At 55.4% G+C, this 24,563-nt stretch carries 26 protein-coding genes; 12 read left to right on the forward strand and 14 right to left on the reverse strand.

Going from position 1 to position 24,563, the window contains the following annotated elements; translation table 11 throughout:
* Positions 1–8: 8 nt before the first annotated feature.
* Both aat and infA read left to right on the forward strand, forming a co-directional pair.
* Entirely contained in the window at positions 9–701 is a 693-nt protein-coding gene (gene aat, locus PZBJ_RS02150) for a leucyl/phenylalanyl-tRNA--protein transferase (RefSeq protein ID WP_101760971.1), read from the forward strand.
* A gap of 346 nt (positions 702–1,047) precedes the next feature.
* Positions 1,048–1,266, forward strand: a complete 219-nt coding sequence (infA, locus tag PZBJ_RS02155; RefSeq protein WP_002211347.1) for a translation initiation factor IF-1 — start codon at positions 1,048–1,050, stop codon at positions 1,264–1,266.
* Between the two features lie 90 nt (positions 1,267–1,356).
* Here infA and clpA read toward each other — a convergent pair whose 3' ends face one another.
* Both clpA and clpS read right to left on the reverse strand, forming a co-directional pair.
* Positions 1,357–3,636, reverse strand: a complete 2,280-nt coding sequence (clpA, locus tag PZBJ_RS02160) for an ATP-dependent Clp protease ATP-binding subunit ClpA (protein ID WP_064740732.1) — start codon at positions 3,634–3,636, stop codon at positions 1,357–1,359.
* Positions 3,637–3,691: 55 nt separating this feature from the next.
* Positions 3,692–4,012 (reverse strand): ATP-dependent Clp protease adapter ClpS, encoded by a 321-nt coding sequence (gene clpS, locus PZBJ_RS02165; RefSeq protein WP_007887621.1) that lies wholly within the window; start codon positions 4,010–4,012, stop codon positions 3,692–3,694.
* A 323-nt stretch (positions 4,013–4,335) separates the two neighbouring features.
* Between clpS and cspD the strand changes: the two genes are divergently transcribed.
* Positions 4,336–4,563 (forward strand): cold shock-like protein CspD, encoded by a 228-nt coding sequence (gene cspD, locus PZBJ_RS02170; protein ID WP_007887624.1) that lies wholly within the window; start codon positions 4,336–4,338, stop codon positions 4,561–4,563.
* Between the two features lie 92 nt (positions 4,564–4,655).
* On the opposite strand, the gene PZBJ_RS02175 is transcribed toward cspD, so the two are convergent.
* Positions 4,656–6,296, reverse strand: a complete 1,641-nt coding sequence (locus PZBJ_RS02175) for an ATP-dependent nuclease (RefSeq protein WP_101760972.1) — start codon at positions 6,294–6,296, stop codon at positions 4,656–4,658.
* A gap of 137 nt (positions 6,297–6,433) precedes the next feature.
* Here PZBJ_RS02175 and PZBJ_RS02180 point away from each other — a divergent pair, with 137 nt between their 5' ends.
* The 3 genes from PZBJ_RS02180 (at position 6,434) to ltaE (ending at position 10,224) form a co-directional block, all read left to right on the forward strand.
* The gene (locus PZBJ_RS02180; protein ID WP_101760973.1) at positions 6,434–7,330 is read left to right on the forward strand and encodes a LysO family transporter; all 897 of its coding nucleotides are present in this window, start codon (positions 6,434–6,436) and stop codon (positions 7,328–7,330) included.
* Between the two features lie 103 nt (positions 7,331–7,433).
* Positions 7,434–9,155 (forward strand): ubiquinone-dependent pyruvate dehydrogenase, encoded by a 1,722-nt coding sequence (gene poxB / locus PZBJ_RS02185; protein WP_101760974.1) that lies wholly within the window; start codon positions 7,434–7,436, stop codon positions 9,153–9,155.
* Between the two features lie 67 nt (positions 9,156–9,222).
* The gene (ltaE, locus tag PZBJ_RS02190; protein ID WP_101760975.1) at positions 9,223–10,224 is read left to right on the forward strand and encodes a low-specificity L-threonine aldolase; all 1,002 of its coding nucleotides are present in this window, start codon (positions 9,223–9,225) and stop codon (positions 10,222–10,224) included.
* A gap of 37 nt (positions 10,225–10,261) precedes the next feature.
* Here ltaE and PZBJ_RS02195 read toward each other — a convergent pair whose 3' ends face one another.
* The gene (locus PZBJ_RS02195; protein ID WP_101760976.1) at positions 10,262–11,086 is read right to left on the reverse strand and encodes an N-acetylmuramoyl-L-alanine amidase; all 825 of its coding nucleotides are present in this window, start codon (positions 11,084–11,086) and stop codon (positions 10,262–10,264) included.
* On the reverse strand, positions 11,086–11,406 hold the full coding sequence (locus tag PZBJ_RS02200; protein ID WP_007887640.1) for a heavy metal-binding domain-containing protein: 321 nt from the start codon (positions 11,404–11,406) through the stop codon (positions 11,086–11,088). The genes PZBJ_RS02195 and PZBJ_RS02200 overlap by 1 nt, the downstream gene beginning before the upstream one ends.
* A 98-nt stretch (positions 11,407–11,504) precedes the next feature.
* On the opposite strand from PZBJ_RS02200, the gene PZBJ_RS02205 reads away from it, so the two are divergent.
* The 6 genes from PZBJ_RS02205 to artJ (PZBJ_RS02230) all read left to right on the forward strand — a co-directional run bounded on the left by PZBJ_RS02205 (position 11,505) and on the right by artJ (PZBJ_RS02230) (position 16,016).
* Positions 11,505–12,044, forward strand: a complete 540-nt coding sequence (locus PZBJ_RS02205) for a lipoprotein (protein WP_101760977.1) — start codon at positions 11,505–11,507, stop codon at positions 12,042–12,044.
* 239 nt (positions 12,045–12,283) lie between these two features.
* Entirely contained in the window at positions 12,284–13,012 is a 729-nt protein-coding gene (artP, locus tag PZBJ_RS02210; protein WP_101760978.1) for an arginine ABC transporter ATP-binding protein ArtP, read from the forward strand.
* Between the two features lie 15 nt (positions 13,013–13,027).
* On the forward strand, positions 13,028–13,759 hold the full coding sequence (gene artJ, locus PZBJ_RS02215) for an arginine ABC transporter substrate-binding protein (RefSeq protein ID WP_008102446.1): 732 nt from the start codon (positions 13,028–13,030) through the stop codon (positions 13,757–13,759).
* A 6-nt stretch (positions 13,760–13,765) separates the two neighbouring features.
* Positions 13,766–14,479, forward strand: coding sequence for an arginine ABC transporter permease ArtQ (gene artQ, locus PZBJ_RS02220; protein WP_101760979.1), 714 nt, complete (start codon positions 13,766–13,768; stop codon positions 14,477–14,479).
* A gap of 2 nt (positions 14,480–14,481) precedes the next feature.
* Positions 14,482–15,150: an arginine ABC transporter permease ArtM gene (artM, locus tag PZBJ_RS02225; protein WP_008102451.1), complete on the forward strand. Its 669-nt coding sequence runs from the start codon at positions 14,482–14,484 to the stop codon at positions 15,148–15,150.
* 134 nt (positions 15,151–15,284) lie between these two features.
* Positions 15,285–16,016, forward strand: coding sequence for an arginine ABC transporter substrate-binding protein (artJ, locus tag PZBJ_RS02230; protein ID WP_101760980.1), 732 nt, complete (start codon positions 15,285–15,287; stop codon positions 16,014–16,016).
* A gap of 63 nt (positions 16,017–16,079) precedes the next feature.
* Here the strand turns inward: artJ (PZBJ_RS02230) and rlmC are convergent, their stop codons facing one another.
* The 9 genes from rlmC to nfsA form a co-directional block, all read right to left on the reverse strand.
* Complete coding sequence (rlmC, locus tag PZBJ_RS02235) at positions 16,080–17,216, reverse strand: 23S rRNA (uracil(747)-C(5))-methyltransferase RlmC (protein WP_101760981.1); 1,137 nt, start codon at positions 17,214–17,216, stop codon at positions 16,080–16,082.
* A 48-nt stretch (positions 17,217–17,264) separates the two neighbouring features.
* Entirely contained in the window at positions 17,265–17,732 is a 468-nt protein-coding gene (locus tag PZBJ_RS02240) for a YbjO family protein (RefSeq protein WP_101760982.1), read from the reverse strand.
* A gap of 74 nt (positions 17,733–17,806) precedes the next feature.
* Positions 17,807–18,652, reverse strand: a complete 846-nt coding sequence (gene potI / locus PZBJ_RS02245) for a putrescine ABC transporter permease PotI (protein WP_101760983.1) — start codon at positions 18,650–18,652, stop codon at positions 17,807–17,809.
* A complete protein-coding gene (gene potH, locus PZBJ_RS02250) occupies positions 18,649–19,605 on the reverse strand; it encodes a putrescine ABC transporter permease PotH (protein WP_101760984.1) in 957 nt (318 codons plus the stop codon). Before potH ends, potI begins: the two co-directional genes overlap by 4 nt.
* Positions 19,606–19,614: 9 nt before the next feature.
* On the reverse strand, positions 19,615–20,748 hold the full coding sequence (gene potG, locus PZBJ_RS02255) for a putrescine ABC transporter ATP-binding subunit PotG (protein WP_158238594.1): 1,134 nt from the start codon (positions 20,746–20,748) through the stop codon (positions 19,615–19,617).
* A 114-nt stretch (positions 20,749–20,862) separates the two neighbouring features.
* On the reverse strand, positions 20,863–21,972 hold the full coding sequence (potF, locus tag PZBJ_RS02260) for a spermidine/putrescine ABC transporter substrate-binding protein PotF (protein WP_101760986.1): 1,110 nt from the start codon (positions 21,970–21,972) through the stop codon (positions 20,863–20,865).
* Between the two features lie 372 nt (positions 21,973–22,344).
* The gene (locus PZBJ_RS02265; RefSeq protein ID WP_008102469.1) at positions 22,345–22,824 is read right to left on the reverse strand and encodes a type III secretion system chaperone family protein; all 480 of its coding nucleotides are present in this window, start codon (positions 22,822–22,824) and stop codon (positions 22,345–22,347) included.
* Between the two features lie 87 nt (positions 22,825–22,911).
* Positions 22,912–23,814 (reverse strand): 30S ribosomal protein S6--L-glutamate ligase, encoded by a 903-nt coding sequence (rimK, locus tag PZBJ_RS02270; protein ID WP_101760987.1) that lies wholly within the window; start codon positions 23,812–23,814, stop codon positions 22,912–22,914.
* Positions 23,815–23,831: 17 nt separating this feature from the next.
* Entirely contained in the window at positions 23,832–24,554 is a 723-nt protein-coding gene (nfsA, locus tag PZBJ_RS02275) for an oxygen-insensitive NADPH nitroreductase (protein WP_101760988.1), read from the reverse strand.
* Positions 24,555–24,563: the final 9 nt, after the last annotated feature.

A 24,563-nucleotide genomic window follows, 5' to 3' on the forward strand; every position in this document is an offset into this window, starting at 1 on the left:
TTGATGCAATGAGACTGATACAGCTTTCACGAGATTCATTAAATTTCCCACCACCGGAAATGGCGCTGCGCGAGCCCAATGGATTATTGGCGATGGGCGGCGATCTCTCCCCTGCCCGCCTGATGAATGCTTATCAGCGAGGCATTTTTCCGTGGTTTTCTCCTGGCGATCCGATTCTCTGGTGGTCGCCGGATCCCCGCGCGGTCATGCTGCCAGAATCTTTCCATCTCAGCCGCAGTATGGCGCGCTTCCATAAGCGCTCACCGTATCGCGTCACCATGAATCATGCGTTTCCGCAGGTGCTGGAAGGCTGCGCCAGCGGCCGTCAGGAAGGGACATGGATCACTTTCGAAGTGAAACGTGCGTGGTTGCGGTTGTACGAACTGGGCCACGCACATTCGATTGAAGTCTGGTGCGAGCAGCAACTGGTCGGCGGGATGTATGGCCTGGCGCTGGGGCAAATTTTTTGCGGTGAATCGATGTTCAGCCGTCAGGAAAATGCCTCGAAAACAGCGCTCTGGGTGTTCGCGCAACATTTTCTGGCGCATCAGGGCCGGCTGATTGATTGTCAGGTGCTGAATCCGCATACCGCTTCCCTCGGTGCGGTGGAAATTCCTCGCGTTGATTATCTGCAGTACGTGCAAACGCTGGCGTGGCAACCGGTTTCCGAGAGTTGCTGGCACACTCAAACCCTTTTTTGACATCGGTCACCGATGTTTTGCACACAATTCCCGACAAAAGTGATACAATAAGCGAGTTTGGTATGTCGTCCGCGCTTCGCTGTGGCGAGCCGGAATTGCCAGGTTGGGAATCACACACATTTCCCGAAGCTGTTTTGATTGTGCAACTGATGCCGATTGCTACAGATTCTTAGCCCGCTAATCCCCCGCAGACGTCAAAAAACACCCTAATTTATCCGTACTGCACGCGCAACGGCGCGACGCACGGCGAAGCGTTGGCAAAATCATCAACGGTTCTTTACATAAATCATGGAATTCGGCATTATCTTGCCGGTTCAACAGTTTGGTAGTACACCCAGAGGATTCGATGGCCAAAGAAGACAATATTGAAATGCAAGGTACCGTACTGGATACGTTACCGAACACCATGTTCCGCGTAGAGCTTGAAAACGGGCACGTGGTTACCGCTCATATCTCCGGTAAAATGCGCAAAAACTATATCCGCATCCTGACGGGCGACAAAGTGACTGTCGAGTTGACCCCGTACGACCTGAGCAAAGGCCGCATTGTCTTCCGTAGTCGCTAAGTAGATATTTCTATCTCGCGCTGATGGCACAAACTTAGCGCAAAAAAAAGGCCGGATTCGCATCCGGCCTTTTTCATATCTGCAAAACGCTTAGTGTACTGTACCTTCGGTTTTACGTTTTTCCGCACTCAGGAAGTGATAAGTAAGCTGGTTTTTATCTTTATCCAGCGCTACTGATACCGATCCACCATCAACCAGCGAACCAAACAGCAGTTCATTCGCCAACGGTTTCTTCAGATTTTCCTGTACGGCACGTGCCATCGGACGCGCACCCATCGCTTTATCGTAGCCTTTATCAGCCAGCCAATCGCGCGCATCATCGCTAACTTCCAGCGATACGCCCTTCGCATCCAGCTGAGCCTGCAACTCGACGATAAACTTATCCACTACCTGATGAATCACTTCCTGAGACAGGTGACGGAACCAGATAATGTTGTCGAGACGGTTACGAAACTCTGGGGTGAAGATCTTTTTGATCTCTTCCATTGCGTCTGTGCTGTTATCCTGATGAATCAGGCCAATCGACTTACGTTCAGTCTCACGCACACCGGCGTTGGTGGTCATCACCAGCACCACATTACGGAAATCTGCTTTACGGCCGTTGTTATCGGTCAGCATACCGTTGTCCATTACCTGCAGCAGCAGATTGAAGACATCCGGGTGCGCTTTCTCGATCTCATCCAGCAGCACCACAGCGTGCGGATGTTTAATCACCGCATCAGTCAGCAAACCGCCCTGATCGAAGCCAACGTAGCCCGGAGGCGCACCAATCAAACGGCTGACGGTGTGACGTTCCATATACTCGGACATATCAAAACGCAGCAGCTCGATACCCAGCGCTTTTGCCAGCTGGACGGTAACCTCTGTTTTACCGACACCGGTTGGGCCCGCAAAAAGGAAGGAACCGACCGGTTTACGATCCTGGCCCAAACCTGCACGGCTCATTTTGATCGCTTCAGTCAGTGCTTCAATCGCATTATCCTGACCAAACACCAACATTTTCAGGCGATCGCCGAGATTTTTCAGCGTATCACGATCGGTTTGTGACACGCTCTGCTCAGGAATACGCGCAATACGTGCCACCACCGTTTCAATATCCGAAACGTTAACGGTTTTCTTACGCTTGCTGACGGGCACCAGACGCGCACGCGCACCGGCTTCGTCAATCACGTCAATCGCTTTATCCGGCAGATGACGATCGTTGATGTACTTCACCGCCAGCTCCACCGCCGCACGCACCGCTTTGGCGGTATAACGCACGTCATGGTGCGCTTCGTACTTCGGTTTCAAGCCGTTAAGAATTTGCACGGTCTCTTCCACAGAAGGCTCGGTGATATCGATCTTCTGGAAACGACGCGCCAGCGCACGATCCTTCTCAAAAATGTTGCTGAATTCCTGATAGGTCGTTGAACCCATCACGCGAATTTTGCCGCTGGAGAGCAACGGTTTAATCAGGTTCGCCGCATCCACCTGGCCACCCGATGCCGCACCGGCACCGATAATGGTATGAATTTCATCAATAAACAGGATGCTGTTACTGTCCTGCTCCAGCTGTTTCAGCAGCGCTTTGAAGCGTTTTTCAAAATCACCACGGTATTTGGTACCCGCCAGCAGCGAACCGATGTCGAGTGAATAGATGGTGCACTCTTTCATCACTTCCGGTACGTCGCCCTGCACAATGCGCCAGGCAAGCCCTTCGGCAATCGCGGTTTTACCCACGCCCGATTCCCCCACCAGCAGCGGGTTATTCTTACGACGACGGCATAACACCTGAACAGTACGTTCCAGCTCTTTATCGCGGCCGATCAGCGGATCGATTCCGCCGACACGAGCAAGCTGATTAAGATTGGTGGTGAAGTTTTCCATACGATCCTCCCCGCCTGCTTGCTCTTCGTTAACCGGATTCTCCGCATTGTTCTGCGGCTGGCCGGGTTCGTCTTTACGCGTACCATGGGAGATGAAGTTCACCACATCGAGACGGCTCACTTCGTGTTTGCGCAGCAGATAAGCCGCTTGCGACTCCTGCTCGCTGAAAATCGCCACCAGCACGTTCGCGCCTGCGACTTCGCTGCGACCGGAGGACTGGACGTGGAATACCGCGCGCTGCAGCACACGCTGGAAGCTGAGCGTAGGTTGGGTATCGCGCTCCTCTTCACTGGCAGGCAGCACCGGCGTGGTTTGTTCGATGAAGGCTTCGAGTTCCTGACGCAGAGCCACGATATCCACCGAACAGGCTTCCAGTGCCTCTCTGGCCGACGGGTTACTGAGCAATGCCAGCAACAGATGCTCGACGGTCATAAACTCATGACGGTGCTCGCGCGCTCTGGCGAAAGCCATATTTAAACTGAGTTCCAGTTCTTGATTGAGCATTTGGCACCTCCCCCAATTATCGCTCTGACAACCTATCTCCTATATGGAGATGGCTTCAGGCTTTTTCTAGCGTACACAGCAACGGATGTTCATTATCTCGTGCGTAATTGTTCACCTGGGCTACTTTGGTCTCCGCCACTTCTGCAGTGAATACACCACAGATTGCTTTTCCATGGTAGTGAACTTTCAACATCAGCTGCGTTGCACGTTCAATATCATAAGAAAAGAACTTTTGCAGAACGTCAATAACAAATTCCATAGGTGTATAATCGTCATTATTCAGAATGACTTTATACATTGAAGGCGGCTTTAACCCTTCGCGTACTTTATCTTCGGCTAGATGTTCAAAATTAAGCCAGTCGTTTGTGTTTGCCATAATGTTCCGTCGAAATTCTGCGTTACGGTTGTGCACATCTCTGCGCCCATTCCTAAAGTTTAACATGCCTGTCAAGCCGGTTTTCAGTTGATAAAAACTGGCCCTAAAAGCACATGCGCGACCTGTATCACAAAATTTGCAATAGCGTTAACTGCCTCAAATTTTGATGAATTTATCCCCGTCCGCCAGGGCCGTTTGCTTGACGGTAAGGTCCGTTTCTCTACATTCTACTAACACAAGCTGATTGAGTTTTAAACAAACTCGACTCACAGCTTCGATGACCTCACCTACTTATCAAAATGTCTTGCGAGGGAAGTAAAAGCATGGAGACGGGTACAGTAAAATGGTTCAATAACGCCAAAGGCTTCGGGTTTATCTGTCCGATTAGCGGCGGCGACGATATCTTCGCACACTACTCCACGATTCAGATGGAGGGATACAGAACGCTGAAAGCTGGCCAGCAGGTTCAGTTTGATGTCCATGAAGGACCAAAAGGCAATCATGCCAGCCTGATCGTGCCCTGTGAAGCCACGCAAGCCGCGGTCGCTTAACGCGCATGCTGTTTCACGTATTCTGACCACTCCCGAAAAAAAATGCCAGCCGCAGACGCTGGCATTTTTATTTGGCGCATCTCACCCTTTCCTCAATCCGCCCGGCCGCGAGCCAACCACATCACGCGCGCAAACAGCTGATCCAGCAACGGCGGAACCGCCTGCGGCCCGCGTTCAGCCGCAGCCATCGCGACGGCAATCGCCAGCTCAGGTTTCGAGCTGTGCTGAATGGCTTTACTAATAATACGCCGCGTGTTCATCGGCGCGTTTAACGGCAGGTGCGCCGTCTGGTAATAAACATCGCTGAAACCCTGCTTAAAGAGAAAATGTTCAATATCCGGTGCCGGAAACTGCGTGAGATGATCGCTTTCCCGTGCCGCCGACGGCAGCTGGCTGCGGGCAGTAGCCGCATATTTGCTGCCCGCCTGGTCGCCGTCGGTCAGCACATGCCAGGCGATGCCCATGCGTTGGGCGAACTTCAGCAGCGGTTTTAAACCCGATTGCGCAAACTCAATGACTTTCACCCCTTCCGCCGCGAAGTGATAGCCACGCTGCCGCGCCAGTTCATTGATAATCCACACTTCGGTCTCGCCTTCCACCAGCAGCCAGCAGCGGGCAAACAGCGCCGACGGACGATTCACGCGGATGTGGAAACCGATACGGCGACTCTCTTCAGCACTTAAACCTTCAGGCCCAATGCGCCATGCCGCCACCCGCGTGGATTCACGCACCAGCCGACACATATTTTCCAGTGGCACCTGCGATAGCAGTTCACCCGAGTTGGTGGTGGCGATTTTCTGTAGCGGCATCAGTTCCAGTAAATTCCACGCCACCGACAGCATAATGGGATGCAGCCGCGTCTCCGGATCTTCCACCAGCAGCAGCGGATGCGCACCCGCCGGCAGCGGCTCGTTGCCGTGCGCCTGAATCAACAGCGAGAACATGCGCAGCAGAATCACCTGACGACTGCGTGATTCGGTGCCGGCAATCAGGTGATTAAGTTTATCCAGCGATCGCCAGCCTTCGCTGCCATCGCGAACTTCCGGTGCCACGCGCGGCGCGCTGCTGCCTGACTGCTGCACCAGAAAATAGTGTTCCAGCAGCTGCTGCATAGTATGCAATCCCTGACGCAGCAGATTGTCACTCAGCGTTTGCGGACGCACCACCAAATCGCGCGTCAGCTTTTCCACTTCCTGCGCCAATGCCGTCAGCGTCGTCGCGCGGCGCTCCGCATCGCTGTGAGCATGGCGGTTACGGCGACCAAAACGCGCATCGCGTAAACGCAATACCGGATAATAAGCGCGCAGATGTGCCAACGCTGCGTCAGTGCCTGCCGCTGGCAACACATCGTTATGCTGATCGATGAAACGCCAGCTGGTTTTTACACCCTGATCCTGACGTTTAGCACGCGTGCTGAAACGGATATAGCGTCCATGCTCATCGTGCTGCCAGAAGGGCTGAAACAACGCACTCTCATCATCGCTCTGGGCACGAAAACGAAATACCAGCTGCAACTGGCGCATGCGGGCATCAATGTCGCCGGGCGGGAAGTGAAAGTCGTGTTCGCTAAACTGATAAGGCTCGGCGGCGGGCGTCAGCAACAGCGTCAATGCATCGAGCAGGCTCGATTTACCCCAGGCATTTTCCCCAATCAACACATTGGTGTTGGTCAACGGCAATGACAGCCGATTAATACCGCGAAAACCGTGAATATCGATATGTTCCAGAATCATCATACATTCCATCTGCTACTTTGCCTGAGCATGGTCCGCCACGCTGCGTTGGTCAAGTCAGCGCCAGGGGAAAAGGTTTACACTTCAACCGTTTTTCGCTAGCGTGGCAGCCCGCAAATCATGGATAGAAACCTCACATGTACGGATTGATTATCATCCTTTTGCCGCTGATTTTCGGCTATCTGCTGCCGCTGCGCCACACCACGCTTTTACAGGCGGTTGCCCGCACGCTGAGCGCGCTGGTCTACATCATTCTGTTCTTTATGGGCACCAGCCTGGCATTCCTCGATAACCTGAGCAGCAATTTGCTGGCCATTTTCCACATCGCGCTGGTGAGCATGCTGAGCATTCTTGCCTGCTCGCTGCTGGCGCTGTGGCTGCTGGAGCGACGCTGGCCGTGGCGTCATCAGCACAAGCCACAAGCGCTGCCGTCGCGTCTGCACATGGCGCTGGAGTCGCTCAAGCTGTGCGGTTCGGTGCTGGCGGGCTTTCTGCTCGGTTTGAGTCAATGGGCGCCGCTGCGTCACGCCTCGACCATCAGTGAATACGCCTTGATGCTGATGCTATTGCTGGTCGGTATTCAGCTGCGCAGCAGCGGCATGACGCTACGTCAAATCACCATCAACCGGCGCGGCATGCTGGTGGCGCTGGTATCGCTGTGCAGCGCGCTGGTGGGCGGCGTAATGGCCGCGCTGCTGCTGGATCTGCCGATCAAAACCGGCCTGGCGTTAGCCAGCGGTTTCGGCTGGTATTCGCTCTCCGGCATTCTGATGAGCGAATCGTTCGGCCCGGTGATAGGCAGCGCCGCCTTCTTCAACGACCTGCTGCGTGAGCTGATCACCATTATGCTGATCCCGCTGCTGATCACCCGTCAACGCAGCATGACGCTGGGCTTGAGCGGCGCAACCTCGATGGATTTCACGCTGCCAATCCTGCAACGCACCGGCGGCATGGAGATCGTGCCCGCTGCGATTGTGCACGGTTTTATTATGAGTTTGCTGGCGCCAATCCTTATCGCCCTGTTCTCGGCATAACGCATTTTTTCACGCCTGCACGCCGGCTTCATCGTCTACGCTTTCTGACTGACACGTTTTCGCCATCGGCATGGATGGCTCAACACCAGAAAGGAGCATAACGATGAAGCAAACTGTGGCGGCAATGCTGGCAAAAACTTTGGAAAACGCCGGCGTGAAACGCATTTGGGGCGTCACCGGTGACTCTCTCAACGGGCTGAGCGACAGCCTGAATCGCATGGGTACCATCGAATGGATGCCGACGCGCCATGAAGAAGTGGCAGCCTTCGCGGCCGGCGCTGAAGCACAAATCAGCGGTGAATTGGCGGTATGCGCCGGTTCCTGTGGACCGGGCAACCTGCATCTCATCAACGGCTTGTTTGATTGCCACCGCAATCACGTTCCGGTTTTGGCCATCGCCGCCCACATTCCTTCCAGCGAAATTGGTAGCGGCTATTTTCAGGAAACCCACCCACAAGAATTATTCCGCGAATGCAGCCACTATTGCGAGCTGGTTTCCAATCCGGAGCAGCTGCCGCAGGTGCTGGGCATTGCGATGCGTAAAGCGATTCTCAATCGTGGCGTATCAGTGATTGTGATCCCCGGCGACGTGGCATTGCAGCCGGCCCCGGAAAGCGCACGCAGCGAATGGTATCCGCCGCAGTTGCCGCACGTGGTGCCAACCGCCAGCGAAGTGGCCGCCTTAGCTGAAACGTTGAATGCAGCGAAAAATATCACCCTGCTGTGCGGCAGCGGTTGCGCTGGCGCGCATGACGAAGTGGTGAAGCTGGCAGAAACGCTAAAAGCGCCGATTGTGCACGCGATGCGCGGTAAAGAGCACATCGAATATGATAACCCTTACGATGTCGGCATGACCGGATTGATTGGCTTCTCCTCTGGTTTCCACGCCATGATGAATGCCGATACCTTAGTGCTGCTGGGGACGCAATTCCCCTACCGCGCCTTCTATCCGGCCGATGCCAAAATCATTCAGATCGACATCAATCCGGGCAGCCTTGGCTCACACAGCCATGTGGATATGGCGCTGGTGGGTGACATCAAAACCACCTTGCATGCGCTGCAGCCGCAGCTCACCAGCAAAACCGATCGTCAGCATTTGGACAAAGCGCTGGAGCATTATGTCGATGCGCGCAAAGGGCTGGACGAACTGGCCACCGCTAACGATAAGCTGGCGATTCACCCGCAATATCTGGCCCAGCAAATCAGCGAATACGCCGATGACGACGCCATCTTTACCTGCGACGTCGGCACGCCAACCGTGTGGGCAGCGCGCTATCTGAAGATGAACGGCAAACGTCGTTTGATCGGCTCGTTCAATCACGGTTCGATGGCCAACGCCATGCCGCAGGCGTTGGGCGCGCAGTCGCTGGACAAGCAGCGTCAGGTGGTGGCGCTGTGTGGCGACGGCGGTTTTAGCATGTTGATGGGCGATTTCATTTCGGTGGCGCAGCTCAAGCTGCCGGTGAAACTGGTGATCTTCAATAACAGCGTGCTGGGCTTTGTGGCGATGGAGATGAAAGCCGGTGGCTATCTGACCGACGGCACCGACCTCGAAAACCCGGATTTCGCCGCCATCGCCGCCGCCTGCGGCATCAAAGGCATTCGCGTCGAGAAAGCCTCCGATCTTAACGGCGCGCTGCAGGAAGCCTTTGCGCACGATGGCCCGGTGTTGCTTGACGTGATTACCGCCAAAGAAGAGTTGTCGATGCCGCCGCAGATTAAAGCCGAGCAGGCCAAAGGTTTCAGCCTCTACATGATGCGTGCCATTCTGAATGGACGCGGTGATGAGATCGTGGAGCTGGCGAAAACCAACTGGCTGAGGTAAAACAATTCAGGCCAGACATGACGATAACGCGGGCACTTCGCCCGCTTTTTTATTTCAGGAGAGCGACGTGATCGATCTACGCAGTGATACCGTAACCCGCCCAAGTGCTGCCATGCTCGATGCCATGATGGCAGCCGAAACCGGCGATGATGTCTACCGCGATGACCCCACCGTATACGCACTGGAAGTCGAAGCCGCACGCTTGAGCGGCAAAGCCGCCGCCCTGTTCTTCCCCACCGGCACGCAAGCTAATCTGGTTGCGCTGCTGTGTCACTGCCAGCGCGGCGATGAATATATCGTGGGTCAGCAGGCGCACAACTACAAATATGAAGCCGGCGGCGCAGCGGTGCTTGGCAGCATTCAGCCACAGCCAATTCTGCATGCGGAAGATGGTTCCCTGCCGCTGGCGGAGGTGGCCGCCGCCATCAAACCCGACGATTTCCACTTCGCCCGCACCCGTCTTCTGAGCCTGGAAAACACCCATCACGGTAAAGTGCTGCCGCTCAGCTATCTGGAGCAAGCGTGGACTCTCACCCGCGAGCATAAGCTGGCGCTGCACATTGATGGCGCACGTATTTTTAACGCCGTGGTGGCACAGAATGTGGAGCTGGAAGCGATTGCGCGTTACTGCGACACCTTAACCATCTGCCTGTCAAAAGGCCTCGGCACGCCAATTGGTTCGCTGCTGTGTGGCGATGAGGCCTACATTGAGCAAGCGCGTCGCTGGCGCAAAATGACCGGCGGCGGCATGCGCCAGTCGGGCATTCTGGCCGCGGCGGGGTTGTATGCGTTGAAGCACAATATCGCGCGTCTCAAAGAGGATCATGATAATGCGGCATGGTTAGGCGAGCAGCTCAGCGCCATCGGTGTTGAAGTGCTCAATCAGCACACCAACATGCTGTTTGTGAAGGTGCCAACAGAGAAAGTTGACGCGCTGAAAAGCTGGATGCAGTCGGGCGATGTGCTAATCAGCGTTGGGCCCGTAACGCGTATTGTCACGCATCTGGATGTCAGCCGTCAGGATCTGCAACGGCTGGTGGCGCACTGGCAGGCATTCCTGCAGCAGTAAACAAAGGGCCGCCATTTATGGCGACCAATGCCGCGTATCACTGCGCCGCACCGTACTTCGCTGATAACGCGCGGGCGATCGCCAGGGTTTCTGCATCGGCGATGCCGCGATAATCACGCGGGCGGAAATGCATTTGAAACGCCGCAATCAGCTTGCGCTGCATTTGCGGCGTGGTCGCCGCCGCCACGTCGTAGCCATAGCGCTGCAGCACATCCAGCAGTTCTGCCTGATCCACGCCTTCATCCGCCGCGCGTCCGTTAAGATAGCGCTGCACCGTTGCCTGCTCGGGCCAAGCGCCTAAACCGTGCTCTGCCAGCTGCTGCCAGGGAAACAGCGGACCGGGATCCTGCTTACGCTGCGGCGCGATATCGCTGTGCCCGACCACATTTTCCGCCGCGATGCCGTAGCGCTGAGTGATATCTTTTACCAGCGCTATCAGCGCGCTGATCTGCTGCGGCGTAAAGGGCTGCCACTGCAAACCCGTTAAGGTTCGACGATAACCACTGTTGACGATTTCAATACCAACCGAAGTGTCATTAATACGCGTTGCGCCGCGCCAGAAACTCGGGCCTGCGTGCCACGCGAGTTGGCTTTCCGGCACCAATTGCCACACCACGCCCTTGCCGTTTTTATGCGGCGGATTCTGCGGAATCAGGTAGTGCGCGCTAACTTCCCGATCGGTCAGCGTCGCCAGCGAATTGGAGAAATCCTCAGCGGTGTAATGAATCACCACCACCTTAATACGCGGCCGCGCGCCCTGCGCCGGATGCGCGGTATCCACCCAGTAACCGTGGCGCGCTTCAATCGATGACTGACAAGCGCTGAGTAACAGCGCCATCGCCAGCAGGACAACCACGCGCATTAGCGAATAATCACGGCGGTGCCGGTGACGCTCACCATCAACATGCTGCCCTCTTTGCCGACAGTTTCGTAGTCGATATCGATGCCCACCACCGCGTTGGCGCCGAGCGCTTTCGCCTGCTCTTCCAGCTCTTTAAAGGCGATCTGGCGCGCTTTGCGTAACTCTTTTTCGTAGGCGCCAGAGCGGCCACCGACGATATCGCGGATACCGGCGAAGAAATCGCGGAAAATATTGGCGCCGAGAATCGCTTCACCGGCGACCACGCCGCAATATTCACTGATGCTGTGTCCTTCCAGCGTGGGCGTTGTAGAAAATTTCATGGTGTTCTCCTTTTCTGAATCAGCTCGTAGCGCTTAAAAGCAAGGCTATACTCTATGCTAAAAATGGCGCTTTGCCAGTGAACAATAAGGAAATCGAGATGAGAAACAATGCCTTTGCGCTGCTTATTCCCGCAGCGTTGCTGCTAAGTGCTTGTACCACCGTTGAGCCAGTGATTAAGGATAATGGCCCGCGCACCGCTGCCTGCGTTGACGGGGGTCCGGACAGCGTGGCGCAACAGTTCTACGATTTACGCGTCAGCCAGCCGACGCAAGGTTTGCCAGACAGCAACACACTGGCGAAATATCGCCCTTACCTGAGCGATCGCCTGTATCAAAAGCTGCTGAGTGCCAGCAGCCAGAATCCGAAACCAGCGGCGTGGACCCGCGGCGATCTCTTTTCCAGCCTGGCGCAAGGCCCAACTTCAGCGGACGTGGCCAGCGCATCCACCATTCCTAACCGCGACGCGCGCAATATTCCGCTGCGGGTTGAGCTGAGCCGCGACAGCAAAACCTGGCAAGATGAAGTGCTGATGATCCACGAAGGCACCTGCTGGGTGGTTGATGATGTGCGTTATGTCGGCCAGGTGCCCCACGCTGGCGGCGGTTCGCTGACGCAGCTGCTGGAAGCGAAAAAGTAACCGTTCACTTTTCCCGCCGTTAATACCATTGTTTAGCGCGCCGCATCCTTGCGGCGCTTTTTGTTGATATTTTGTGAACAAAATAGGGCTCGCCAGCCCTCATCCACCTTGAGTTGCGCGATTTTGTGCTACGCTTTGGAGGTTTCACTGCTCTTTAATAAATATTAACCCACCACAATTGCATAACTATTCTGGTGACGTTAAAATCCGCGACACTAATTACTATTCATTTTTTGCGCATGAGTATTCAACTAAACGCCATAAACTGTTTTTACGGTACCCATCAGGCCCTGTTCGATATCAACCTGGCTTGTCCGCAGGGTGAAACGCTGGTGTTGCTCGGCCCGAGTGGCGCGGGTAAAAGTTCGCTCCTGCGCGTCCTCAACTTGCTGGAGCAACCACGCTCCGGCAGCCTGCAGATTGCCGGCAACCAGTTTGATTTCACCAAAGCCCCTTCCGACAGCGCGATTCGCGAGCTGCGGCAGAACGTGGGCATGGTATTCCAGCAATATAATCTGTGGCCGCACCTGAGCGTGCTGCAAAACCTGATTGAAGCGCCGTGCCGCGTGCTCGGCCTCAGCAAGGACGCCGCGCGTGCGCGTGCTGAAAAGCTGCTGGACCGTCTGCGCCTGACGCCTTACGCCGATCGCTTCCCGCTGCATCTTTCCGGCGGCCAGCAGCAGCGCGTAGCGATTGCCCGTGCGCTGATGATGGAGCCGCAGGTGCTGCTGTTTGATGAACCGACCGCTGCGCTCGATCCCGAAATCACCGCCCAGATCGTCAGCATTATTCGTGAGCTGGCACAGACCAACATCACACAAGTGATCGTGACGCACGAAGTGGAAGTGGCGCGTAAAACCGCCAGCCGCGTGGTGTATATGGAAAACGGTCACATTGTTGAGCAAGGCGATGCCAGTCACTTTACACAGCCGCAAACCGACGCGTTTGCTAATTATCTTTCGCATTAAGTCAGGATGCTTCTAATGAAAAAAGTTGTAATTGCTGCCCTCCTTGCTGGCCTGAGCCTGAGCGCTTCAGCGGCACAGACATTGCGTTTTGCTACCGAGGCTTCTTATCCTCCGTTTGAATTCGTCGACTCTGACAACAAAATTCAGGGCTTTGATGTCGATCTGGCTAACGCGCTGTGTAAAGAGATGGATGCGACCTGCACCTTCACCAATCAGGCGTTCGATAGCCTGATCCCCAGCCTGAAGTTCCGTCGTTTTGACGCGGTGATGGCGGGCATGGACATCACGCCAGATCGTGAGAAGCAAGTGCTGTTCTCCAAGCCGTACTACGACAACTCTGCCATCTTCATCGCGCAGAAAGGCAAAATGGCTGACGTGGCCGCGCTGAAAGGCAAACGTGTAGGCGTGCAGAACGGCACCACACACCAGAAATACCTCTCTGACAAACACAGCGACATCACCGTTGTGCCTTACGACAGCTACCAGAACGCCGTGCTGGATCTGAAAAACGGTCGTATCGATGCGGTATTCGGTGACACCGCGGTAGTGAACGAGTGGCTGAAGCAGAACGCCAACCTCGCGCCGCTGGGTGAGAAAGTGACGGACAAAGATTACTTCGGTACCGGTTTAGGTATTGCCGTGCGTCAGGGCAACAGCGAGCTGCAGGGCAAGTTCAATGCGGCGCTGGAGAAGATCAAAGCTGACGGCACCTACAAAACCATCTACAGCAAATGGTTCCAGCAGTAATTTCTGATGAATGAAATGATTCCACTCGCAAGCGCCGCCGGTATGACCGTCGGCCTTGCCGTTTGTGCACTGATCGCCGGCCTTGTGCTGGCGATGATTTTTGCTGGCTGGGAATCGCTGCGCTGGAAACCGCTGGCGTGGCTCGGTACCGCGCTGGTCACGCTGATTCGCGGCCTGCCGGAAATTCTGGTGGTGCTGTTTATCTATTTCGGCGCCTCACAGCTGCTGCTGACGCTCTCCGATGGCTTCCACATCAATCTCGGCCTGTTATCTATTCCGGTGCAGGTGCAGATTGAAAACTTCGACGTCAGTCCCTTCCTGTGTGGTGTGATTGCGCTGGCGATGCTCTATTCCGCCTATGCGTCACAAACCCTGCGCGGCGCGCTGAAAGCGGTGCCGGTGGGTCAATGGGAATCGGGCCATGCGCTGGGCATGAAGAAGTCGGCGATTTTCCTGCGCCTGATCATGCCGCAGATGTGGCGTCACGCGCTGCCCGGTTTGGGCAACCAATGGCTGGTGCTGCTGAAGGATACTGCGCTGGTATCGCTGATCAGCGTGAATGACCTGATGCTGCAAACCAAAAGTATCGCTACGCGCACGCAAGAGCCGTTTACCTGGTATCTGGTGGCGGCGGCGATCTATCTGATTATCACGCTGTTCAGTCAGTTCGTGCTGCGCCGCATTGAATTGCGCACCACGCGTTTCGAGCGAGGGGCTTAAGCATGCTGGATTACTTACCCGAGCTGCTGAAAGGGCTACACACCAGCCTGACGCTGACCGTGGCATCGCTGATTGCGGCATTGGTGCTCTCTGTACTTTGCACCATCGTGCTGGCGCTCAAAGTGCCGGTGCTCAATTGGCTAGTGAAAGGCTATATCACGCTGTTCACCGGCACGCCGCTGCTGGTGCAGATCTTCCTGATCTATTACGGTCCCGGCCAGTTCCCCAGCATCCAGAACATTCCCTGGTTGTGGCATCTGCTGTCGCAGCCGTGGCTGTGTGCGCTGCTGGCGCTGTCGCTCAACAGTGCGGCTTATACCACGCAGCTGTTTTACGGTGCGGTGCGCGCCATTCCGTCCGGTCAATGGCAATCCTGCGCGGCGCTCGGTATGAACCGCAAAGATACGCTGCGCATTCTGCTGCCGTACGCCTTCAAGCGCGCCTTGTCGTCCTACTCCAACGAAGTGGTGCTGGTATTCAAAAGTACCTCGCTGGCCTACACCATTACGCTGATGGAAGTGATGGGCCACGGACAACTGCTGTATGGCCGCACTTACGATATCTCGGTATACGCTGCCGCTGGTCTGATCTATCTGGTGGTGAACGGCTTGCTGACGCTGATGATGCGTCTGGTCGAGAAGCGTGCGCTGGCATTTGAGCGTCGTAACTGATTTACTCCCTGCGGGCGTACTAAAAAAGCGCCCGCTGTTCATTTAAATTAATAAGCAAAAATATTGCATATAAATTCATTAACTGGCATCGTGTAACCCGTTCCGTCTCTGGCATGGTTTACAGGAGTTACATAATGAAAAAATGGATCGTTGCTGCTGCGCTAGCAACTCTGGCAATGAATGCTTATGCGGCGGAAAAAATCCGCTTCGCCTCTTCCGCCACTTATCCCCCGTTCGAATCCCTTGATCACGACAACCAAATCGTGGGCTTCGATATCGATCTGGCAAAAGCACTGTGTCAGCAGATGAAAGCGGATTGCACCTTCACCAACAACGCCTTCGATAGCCTGATTCCGTCGCTGAAATTCCGTCGCTATGACGCAGTGATTTCCGGCATGGATATCACCGCCGATCGCAGCAAGCAGGTCGATTTCACCCAACCTTACTACGCTAACTCGGCGATTGTGATTGCGCATAAAGGCCAGTTCACCGACTTCAGCCAGCTGAAAGGCAAACGTGTTGGCGTTGAGAACGGCACCACACATCAGAAATACCTGCTGGAGAAACATCCGGAGGTGATTGCGGTGGCGTATGACAGCTATCAGAACGCGATTCTCGACTTGAAAAACGGTCGCCTGAACGGCGTGTTTGGTGATACGGCGGTGGTGAATCAGTGGCTCAAGGCCAATGACGATCTTAGCGCGGTAGGCGAGCACATCACCGATACCGACTTCTTTGGCACCGGTTTAGGTATCGCGGTACGCAAAGGCAATGCGCCGCTGCTGAACGAGCTGAACAGCGCGTTAGTGGCATTGAAAGCCAACGGCACCTGGCAGCAAATCAATCAGAAGTGGTTCCCGGAATAAGCATTATGGGATGGCGGAGCGTGCTGCCTGCCAGGTTCTGCACGTCCTCCGTGCAGGTGAACGTTACGCCGTCCCACCCTTCTTGCCCAGCAAGCACAGCACTTCAAAATGCGCGGTATGCGGGAACATGTCGAACAGCTGCACGCGGCTCACGTCATAATCAGCCAGACGCGCGATATCCTGCGCCATGCTGCTGGGATTGCAGCTGGAATAGAGAAGGTAATCCGGCGCCATCTCACTGAGATAAGCACACAACTCTGCGCCAATACCGCGACGTGGCGGATTCACTAATACCAGCTGCGGCACCGCTTCCCGTGAAGTGGCGAACTGCGTGGAATCCAGCGCGGCAAAACTCACTTTTTCTAATCCCAGCTGCTGCGCCGACTGCTGCGCACAGGTGATGGCTTCAGCATTGATTTCGATGCCGGTCAGCTGCATTTCGGGCGTTGCGCAGTGCAGGCCAAATCCCCCGACGCCACAAAACAGATCCCACATGCCGCTCACCGGCAAGTGCGCGACCCAATCGCGCGCGGTGGCATAGAGATCGGCTGCAACCAGTGGGTTGGTCTGGAAGAAGCTTTGCGGGCGAATATAGAGCGGAACCTGATTAAAGCGCTCCGCTAGCGCCTGATCCGGCGTCAGCGCAATCTCTTCATCACCTTCAAGAATCGCCATATGCACCGGCTGAATATTGGCGGAAATCACCTTCAGCTGCGGCAGCTGCTGTTGCAGCCACGGCAAGGCGTCGCGCAGCTGCTGCAGCTTGCTGGTGGAACGCAGCACAAAACGTAGCATCATGCCGCCCTGCGTACTCTCCGTCAGCAGCAGAAATTTCAGCTCACCGCGTTTACGCGCCACGTTGTAGGGCGTTAAACCGGCGCGGGCGATAAAAGGTTTGAGCTGCGCGAACACCGCACTGAAGCTGTCGGGATAGAGCGGGCAAGCGCAGAGATCGACCGGTTCACCGTCGCGCGCCACCATGCCTAAAATCGGCCGCTCTACGCTCCCGCTGACTACCATTTTGGCCTTATTGCGAAACCCTTGCTGCGCGGATTGCACCGGCGGCAGCCATTCGCCCACCGGCTTTTCAGCCAGCAGTTGTTCAAGCAGCGACTGCTTATCGTTGAGCTGTTGCGGATAGGGTTTTTCCAGCCACTGACACGAACGACAGCGACCGGCATCATAAAGCGCGCAATGCATGCAAATGCCTGTAGTCAGAATCGGGAGAAAAAATGGGGGGCGATTGTATCACCGGCGCCGGAAAAAAGCGCGACTGCTGGCCGGCACAAACAGCAGCCCTAATACCAACACATCCGGGAGCTTTTGCAGCAGCGTGTGATGAATGATCTGCGCATTACTTTCACCGGGAATGCTAAAAATTTCCGGGTAGATCCAGCCCACCGATGCCATCAACATGTAGATCAGCACAATGATTTGCGTCGCGACATAGCCCCAGCGCCCACGATTGTTGCCGCGCATCAGAATAAAGGCGCAGCGCAGTTCAAACAGGAAAATCAGCTGGCTAGCGATAAAGATCAGGGTAGAATCCCAGGCTTGCGCGCTGCGATGCACGAAGTTGGCGAGTTCGTCGTAACCCAGTTCGTTGGCCAGCATCAACACGCTGAGGCAACGCGTAATGATGATAGCGCTGCCCGCCACCATCACGGGCACCGGTGTAGCGTTAATCATTGAACCGTGTTTCAGGGTTTCCGACATGGTGTCGCTCCGTAACCATAATAAAACGGGCCGATAAAATCAGCCCGTTCTTATAGTGACAAATGTTACGGCTTTCAGCCACGTTTTGCTTTCTGGATATCGCGTAAACGCTGCTTTTCTTCGTGCGCCATAAAGCGCCAGGCGATAAAACCAACTAAACCGACGACAAACAGAATCAGCGAGGCTAAAGCATTGATCTCCGGATTGACGCCACGACGCACGGTAGCGAAAATCGCCATCGGCAAGGTGGTCGCGCCTGGGCCGGTCACGAAGCTGGCAATCACTAAATCGTCCAGCGACAAGGTAAACGCCAGCAGCCAGCCGGTAACGATCGCGGGCGCGATCATCGGTACGGTGATCACAAAGAACACTTTCACCGGCGTTGCGCCGAGATCCATCGCCGCCTCTTCAATTGAGCGATCCAGTTCGCGCAGACGCGAATTGATCACCACCGCCACGTAAGCAGTACAGAAGGTCACGTGCGCCAGCCAGATGGTCAGCATGCCGCGATCGCTCGGCCAGCCAAGAGTATTGCCCATCGCCACAAACAGCAGCAGCAAGGACAAACCGGTGATCACATCAGGCATCACCAGCGGCGCCGTCAGCATAAAGGCGAAGCCGTTGTGTCCACGGAAGCGGCCAAAGCGCACAATCACCACCGCCGCCATGGTGCCGAGCACCACCGCCATGGTGGCTGAGAGCGCGGCGATGGTCAGGCTGAGCCCCACCGCATCCAGCATCGCCTGATCCTGGAACAATACGTTGTACCAGTGGAACGAGAAGCTCTCCCATACCGTGACCAGCGGCGAACTGTTGAAGGAATAAACCACCAGCAGCAGCATCGGCGCATAGAGGAACATAAAGCACAGCAGCAGAATCACAGTGCGCCACGGAGAGCGAATAGTCGGTAACTGGCTCATTCTTTCTCTCCCACTTCACGATTCTGATGCTTGTGGAACCAGATAATCGGCAATATCAGAATCAACAGGATGATCACCGCCAGCGCGGACGCTACCGGCCAGTCACGGTTGTTAAAGAACTCCTGCCACAAAATACGCCCAATCATGATGCTGTCCGGACCGCCGAGCAGTTCCGGGATCACGTACTCGCCGACCGCCGGAATAAACACCAGCATTGAGCCGGCAATAATCCCGCCTTTGGTCAGCGGCACAATCACGCTGAAAAAGGTCTTCAGCGGACGTGCACCGAGATCCAGCGAGGCTTCCACCAGCGAATAATCTATACGCGTCAGCGCGGTATAAATTGGCAGCACCATAAACGGCAGATAGCAGTAAACGATCCCGATATACACCGCCGTGTTGGTGTAGAGGATCACCAGCGGATGATCGATAACGCCGAGCCACATCAGGAAGCGGTTGAGAATGCCGTTGTTGTTGAGCAGGCCCATCCACGCGTAAACGCGCACCAGGAACGAGGTCCACGATGGCAGGATCACCAGCAGCAGCAAAATAGTGCGCATTGACGGCTTGCTGTGCGCCACCGCCCACGCCAGCGGATATCCGATCATCAGGCAGATAATGGTGGAGATGCCCGCCACTTTCAGCGACGTCAGGTACGCATCGGCATACAGCGGATCGTCGGTCAGCGTGAAGTAATTACCGAGATTGAGTACCAGATTGAGCTGACCATCGGCCCAGGTGACCAAATCGGTGTACGGCGGAATAGCGCGCGCAATATCGGCAAAGCTGATCTTCAGCACGATCAGGAACGGCAGCAGGAACAGCAGGATCAGCCACAGATATGGCATGGCAATCACCAGCTTGCGGCCGTGCTGCATCTTGATGCGCGTCGCCCAGCGCTGCAGCGGCGTGCCCACCACTTCGGGCTCGCTGCGTTGAGAAATCTGGCTCATATCGCCCCCTTAAACCGTCAGAACCACACAGCTGTCGGCGTCCCAGCAGAGACGCACTTCATCGCCCCACGTTGGCGCGCCTTTGCGGTAGCGGTGGGCGTTTTGCAACTGTGCGCTGATCATCTGGCCGCTGCGCAGGCGCACGTGATAAATCGACAGGTCGCCGAGATAGGCGATATGCACCACTTCACCTACGGCAAAGTTACAGCCATCGGCAGGCACCTCTTCGCACAGCATCACTTTTTCCGGACGCAGCGCCACATGGACCGGCACGTTATCGACGACAGAAACATCGGTCTGCACTTTCAGCGGATGCACCAGGCCCGGCGCATCGATGATCAGCGCGTCTTCACCGCGTTCGCGCAGTAAGCCTTCGAACACGTTTACCGAACCGATGAACTCGGCGCTGTAGCGGCTGGTGGGATGCTCGTAGATCTCTTCCGGCTCACCAATCTGCACAAATTTACCGCGGTTCATGATGGCGATGCGGCCCGCCATGGTCATCGCTTCTTCCTGATCGTGCGTCACCATTACGCAGGTGGCGCCGACGCGCTCGAGAATATCGACCACTTCGTGCTGCATGCGGTCACGCAGCTTTTTATCCAGTGCGCCCATCGGCTCGTCGAGCAGCAGCAGTTTGGGCCGCTTCGCCAGGCTACGCGCCAGCGCCACACGCTGACGCTGACCGCCAGAGAGCTGATGCGGCTTACGCTTCGCGAACTCCTGCATATGCACCAGCGACAGCATCTCTTCAACGCGGCTGCTGATTTCGCCTTTCGGCAGTTTGTCCTGCTTCAGGCCAAAGGCGATGTTCTGCTCCACCGTCATGTGCGGGAACAGTGCGTAGGACTGGAACATCATGTTGATCGGGCGCTGATACGGCGGAACATGGGAGAGATCCTGGCCATCCAGCACGATCTGGCCGCTGGTGGGCGGTTCGAATCCCGCCAGCATGCGCAGCAAGGTCGATTTACCACAGCCGGATGCGCCCAGCAGCGCAAAAATCTCACCTTTGTAAATGGTCAGACTGACATCATCCACGGCGTGCTGGCCGTCAAACGATTTAGTCAGGTTGCGAATTTCCAGCAGCGGCGTCATCGCCTTAGCCGTTTTATTTGGGGGGCGGGGAATCGCGTCGTTCACTAACATTTCTCCGGCGCTAAAATCGCGCGGCACAGCCAGCCGCTAAAAATGGCACAACAGAGGCCATTACTGCGCCTCTGCTGTCGTCTTCAGGCAATAATCGTTCAGAACGAATTACTTACCACTTTTTACTTTAGTCCATGCACGGGTGCGCACACGATCCAGTTTCGGATCCTGGACCTTGAGCACAAACAGTTTGGCCATGGCATCCGGCGTTGGGAAAATGCCCGGATTGTTGCGCACGTCCGCATTGATCAGCGGCAGCGAGGCTTTGTTACCGTTGGCATAGTTCATGTTGTTGGAAACGTCAGCGATGACTTTGGGATCCATCATGTAATTAAGGAATTGGTAGGCGCCTTCCACATTTTTCGCGTCTTTGGGAATCGCGAACATGTCAAAGAATGCCAGAGCGCCCTGCTTTGGCACGATATAGCCGACATGCACGCCGTTGTTGGCTTTGTCCGCACGATCTTTCGCCTGCAGGATATCGCCCGACCAGCCAATCGCCACGCAGATGTTGCCGTTCGCCAGGTCGTTGATGTACTGCGACGAGTGGAAGTAACGGATGTTCGGACGCAATTTCAGCAGCAAATCAGTGGCTGCGCCAGAGTAATCTTTCGCGTCAGAGCTGTTGGGATCTTTGCCAAGGTAGTTCAGCACAGTAGCGAAAATCTCTTCCGGCGCATCAAGGAAGGAAACCCCACAGCCTTTCAGTTTTTCCAGGTTTTCCGGTTTCAGCACCAGATCCCAGCTATCCAGCGGCACATCTTTGCCCAGTGCGGCTTTCACTTTATCGACGTTATAGCCGATGCCGGTGGTGCCCCACAGATAAGGAATCGCAAATTTGTTACCCGGATCGTGCTGCTCCAGTTTCTTCATCAGATCGGGATCAAGGTTTTTGTAGTTCGGCAGCTTGCTCTTATCCAGCTCCTGGAATACGCCGGATTGCAGCTGACGCGCGAGGAAGCTGGACGACGGCACCACCACGTCATAACCGGTGCTACCGGCCATCAGTTTACCTTCCAACACTTCGTTGGAATCAAAGACGTCATACACCACTTTATCGCCGGTCTGCTTTTCGAAGTTCGGCACGGTATCCGCCGCGATATAATCGGACCAGTTATACACATGTACCGTACTGCCTTCGGCCTGCACACCGCCGGCCGCAGCCATCAATGCACCAGCAACCACACCTGACAACCATTTTTGACGTTGGTTGAACATGTTTTACTTCCTCCTGAGCGGGTCATCACAACGCTGCATACACGGCGATCCGGACGTTGCGTTTTCTGTTAAATCACAGGCACACAATGAATCAATATTCAGCGGGAGTTTAATAGCAAAAACCTATACCTGCGCTGAGGTTGCACGTCTCAAGCAGCCCCGCAAGAATAGCCCCCCCGCACCACCTTCACCAGATCCCAGCTTAAAAAACGCCTTTTTGCGATGAGTTATGCATGTTTCTGCTATGGGGTTTGGCACTAGTGGCATAAAGCACGACTAATATCTGGCAATAAAGGGCAAAGTGCAGAATAAAAAGTGGTGGGACAAAAATGAAAACTGCCGCAAAAAGCGGCAGTTAGCGAGGCGGGGAACTCAGTGCAGCATCGCGTGGCTGCTGGAGCTCGGCTGTCGCTCCTCTTCTTCTTCAACCACCAGCAGGTGGTTAGCAAAGGCTTCCATGATTACCATAGAAACGCCCTCTTCACTCTGCTTCATAAAGTGGGAGAACTGCCCGAAGGTTAATCCGGCGCTGGTACTGATCGACTGGCAGACAATCAGCTTCGGCAGATTGTCGTCCTGAATATCAACAAAGGCTTTAATCGTTAGCGAACTGGCATTGATCTGCGAGAGATCGCCCACCAGCGGAATCAGCGCCGTAGGTTTTACTTCTGCCAGCGCGGAGAAGAGGATAACGTTATCCACCAGGTCAATTTTTGCATCAAACACCCCGTCAAAATTCTGCATGTGCGGCAGGTGCAGTGCCTGACAGGCATCGCATTCGAACCAGGTGATATTTTGTTGATCCAGCCAGCGACGCAGTACGTCAATGTCCGGAACGACCAGTGAATCCATCGTAATATCCTGTGGGGTGAAGAAATAAGCGCCTTAGCTTACGGAAAAACCGATCTGGATGCCACGAAAACCGCTGAAAAGCGCCGGTTAGCCGCCGGTTTTAGGACGATAGCCGGGGCAAGCGTGCTGCTCAATCCACGTGATCATCATGGTGGCGATATCTAAACCGGTAACGCCCTCAATCCCTTCCAGTCCCGGTGAGGCGTTTACCTCCATAACCAGCGGACCACGTTGGGCGCGCAGGATATCCACACCGGCCACTTCCAGCCCCAGCGTGCAGGCGGCTTTCACCGCGATTTTGCGCTCCTGTTCAGTGATCTCCACCGCACGCGCTTTGCCGCCGCGATGCAGATTGGAGCGAAAATCGCCCTCTTTCGCCTCGCGCTCAATCGCTGCCACCACTTCATTGCCAATCACCAGGCAGCGAATATCGCGTCCTTGCGCTTCCTTGATGAACTCCTGCACCAGAATATGGGCATTGAGGCCACGAAAAGCGTCAATCACGCTCTCCGCTGCCTGCCGCGTTTCCGCCAGCACCACACCGATGCCCTGTGTGCCCTCCACCAGTTTCACCACCAGCGGCGCACCGCCCACCATCGCGATCAAATCATCAGTATCATCCGGCGAAGAAGCAAAACCGGTGATCGGCATATCAATGCCCTCACGCGCCAGCAGCTGCAGCGAACGCAGTTTGTCGCGCGCGCGGGTAATGGCCACCGATTCATTGAGTGGATAGCTGCCGCGCACTTCGAACTGACGCAGCACCGCGGTGCCATAAAAAGTGGTAGCGGTGCCGATGCGCGGGATCACCGCATCAAAATGCCCCAGCGCCTCGCCGCGATAGTGCACCGCAGGCGAATCGGAATTGATGTTCATGTAGCAGGAGAGCGGATCGATCATCTGCACTTGATGGCCACGCTCCTCCGCGGCGTCGCGCAGACGCTTACACGAATAGATCGATCCATCGCGAGTGAGAATGGCCATTTTCATTGCAGAGTTCCTTGTGCTTAGCGCGTCGCCCAGCCCTGCTGATGCAGGTAATCCAGTATGAAGGGACGCGTTTCTTTGATAATCAGACGCTGAATCAGCTGACTCCAGGTTTCGGAACGCTGGTTGCTATCACGCTGCTGATAATAGGCGGTAATTTGCTCATCGTATTGCGCCAACAGATTTTTATCGACTGCATGATAGCGGTTTTCATGTACCAGCATCGCGTGCGGCATGCGGGGTTTAACATCGGGTGTATCAGCCGGATGACCGATGCAGAAGCCGAACAGCGGCAGCACAAACTTCGGCAGTTCAAGCAGCTCGGTCACTTCAGCGATGCTGTTGCGAATCCCGCCAATAAATACGCCGCCAAGGCCCAGCGATTCCGCCGCCACCATGGCATTTTGCGCCATTAGCGCGGTATCAACGCAACCGAGCAGCAGCTGTTCAGCACGCCCCAGTTGCGCATCCGGGCAGATCTGTTGATGACGATTGAAATCCGCGCAGAACACCCAAAACTCCGCCGCTGCGCTGACCCAAGGCTGGCCGCCGGTCAGCTGGACCAGCTGCTCGCGCTTAGCGGGATCGGTGATACGAATAATTGAGGAGCACTGTAAAAAGCTGGAGGTCGAAGCCGCTTGTGCCGCTGCAATGATGGCGCTGCGTTGCGCCTCGTCAATGCCCTGTTCGGTAAAAGCGCGAATGGAACGGTGGCTGCACAGTAAATCGATAGTCGGCGTCATAAATTCTCT

This window comes from Pantoea endophytica (genome assembly GCF_002858935.1).
Taxonomy (GTDB): domain Bacteria; phylum Pseudomonadota; class Gammaproteobacteria; order Enterobacterales; family Enterobacteriaceae; genus Pantoea; species Pantoea leporis.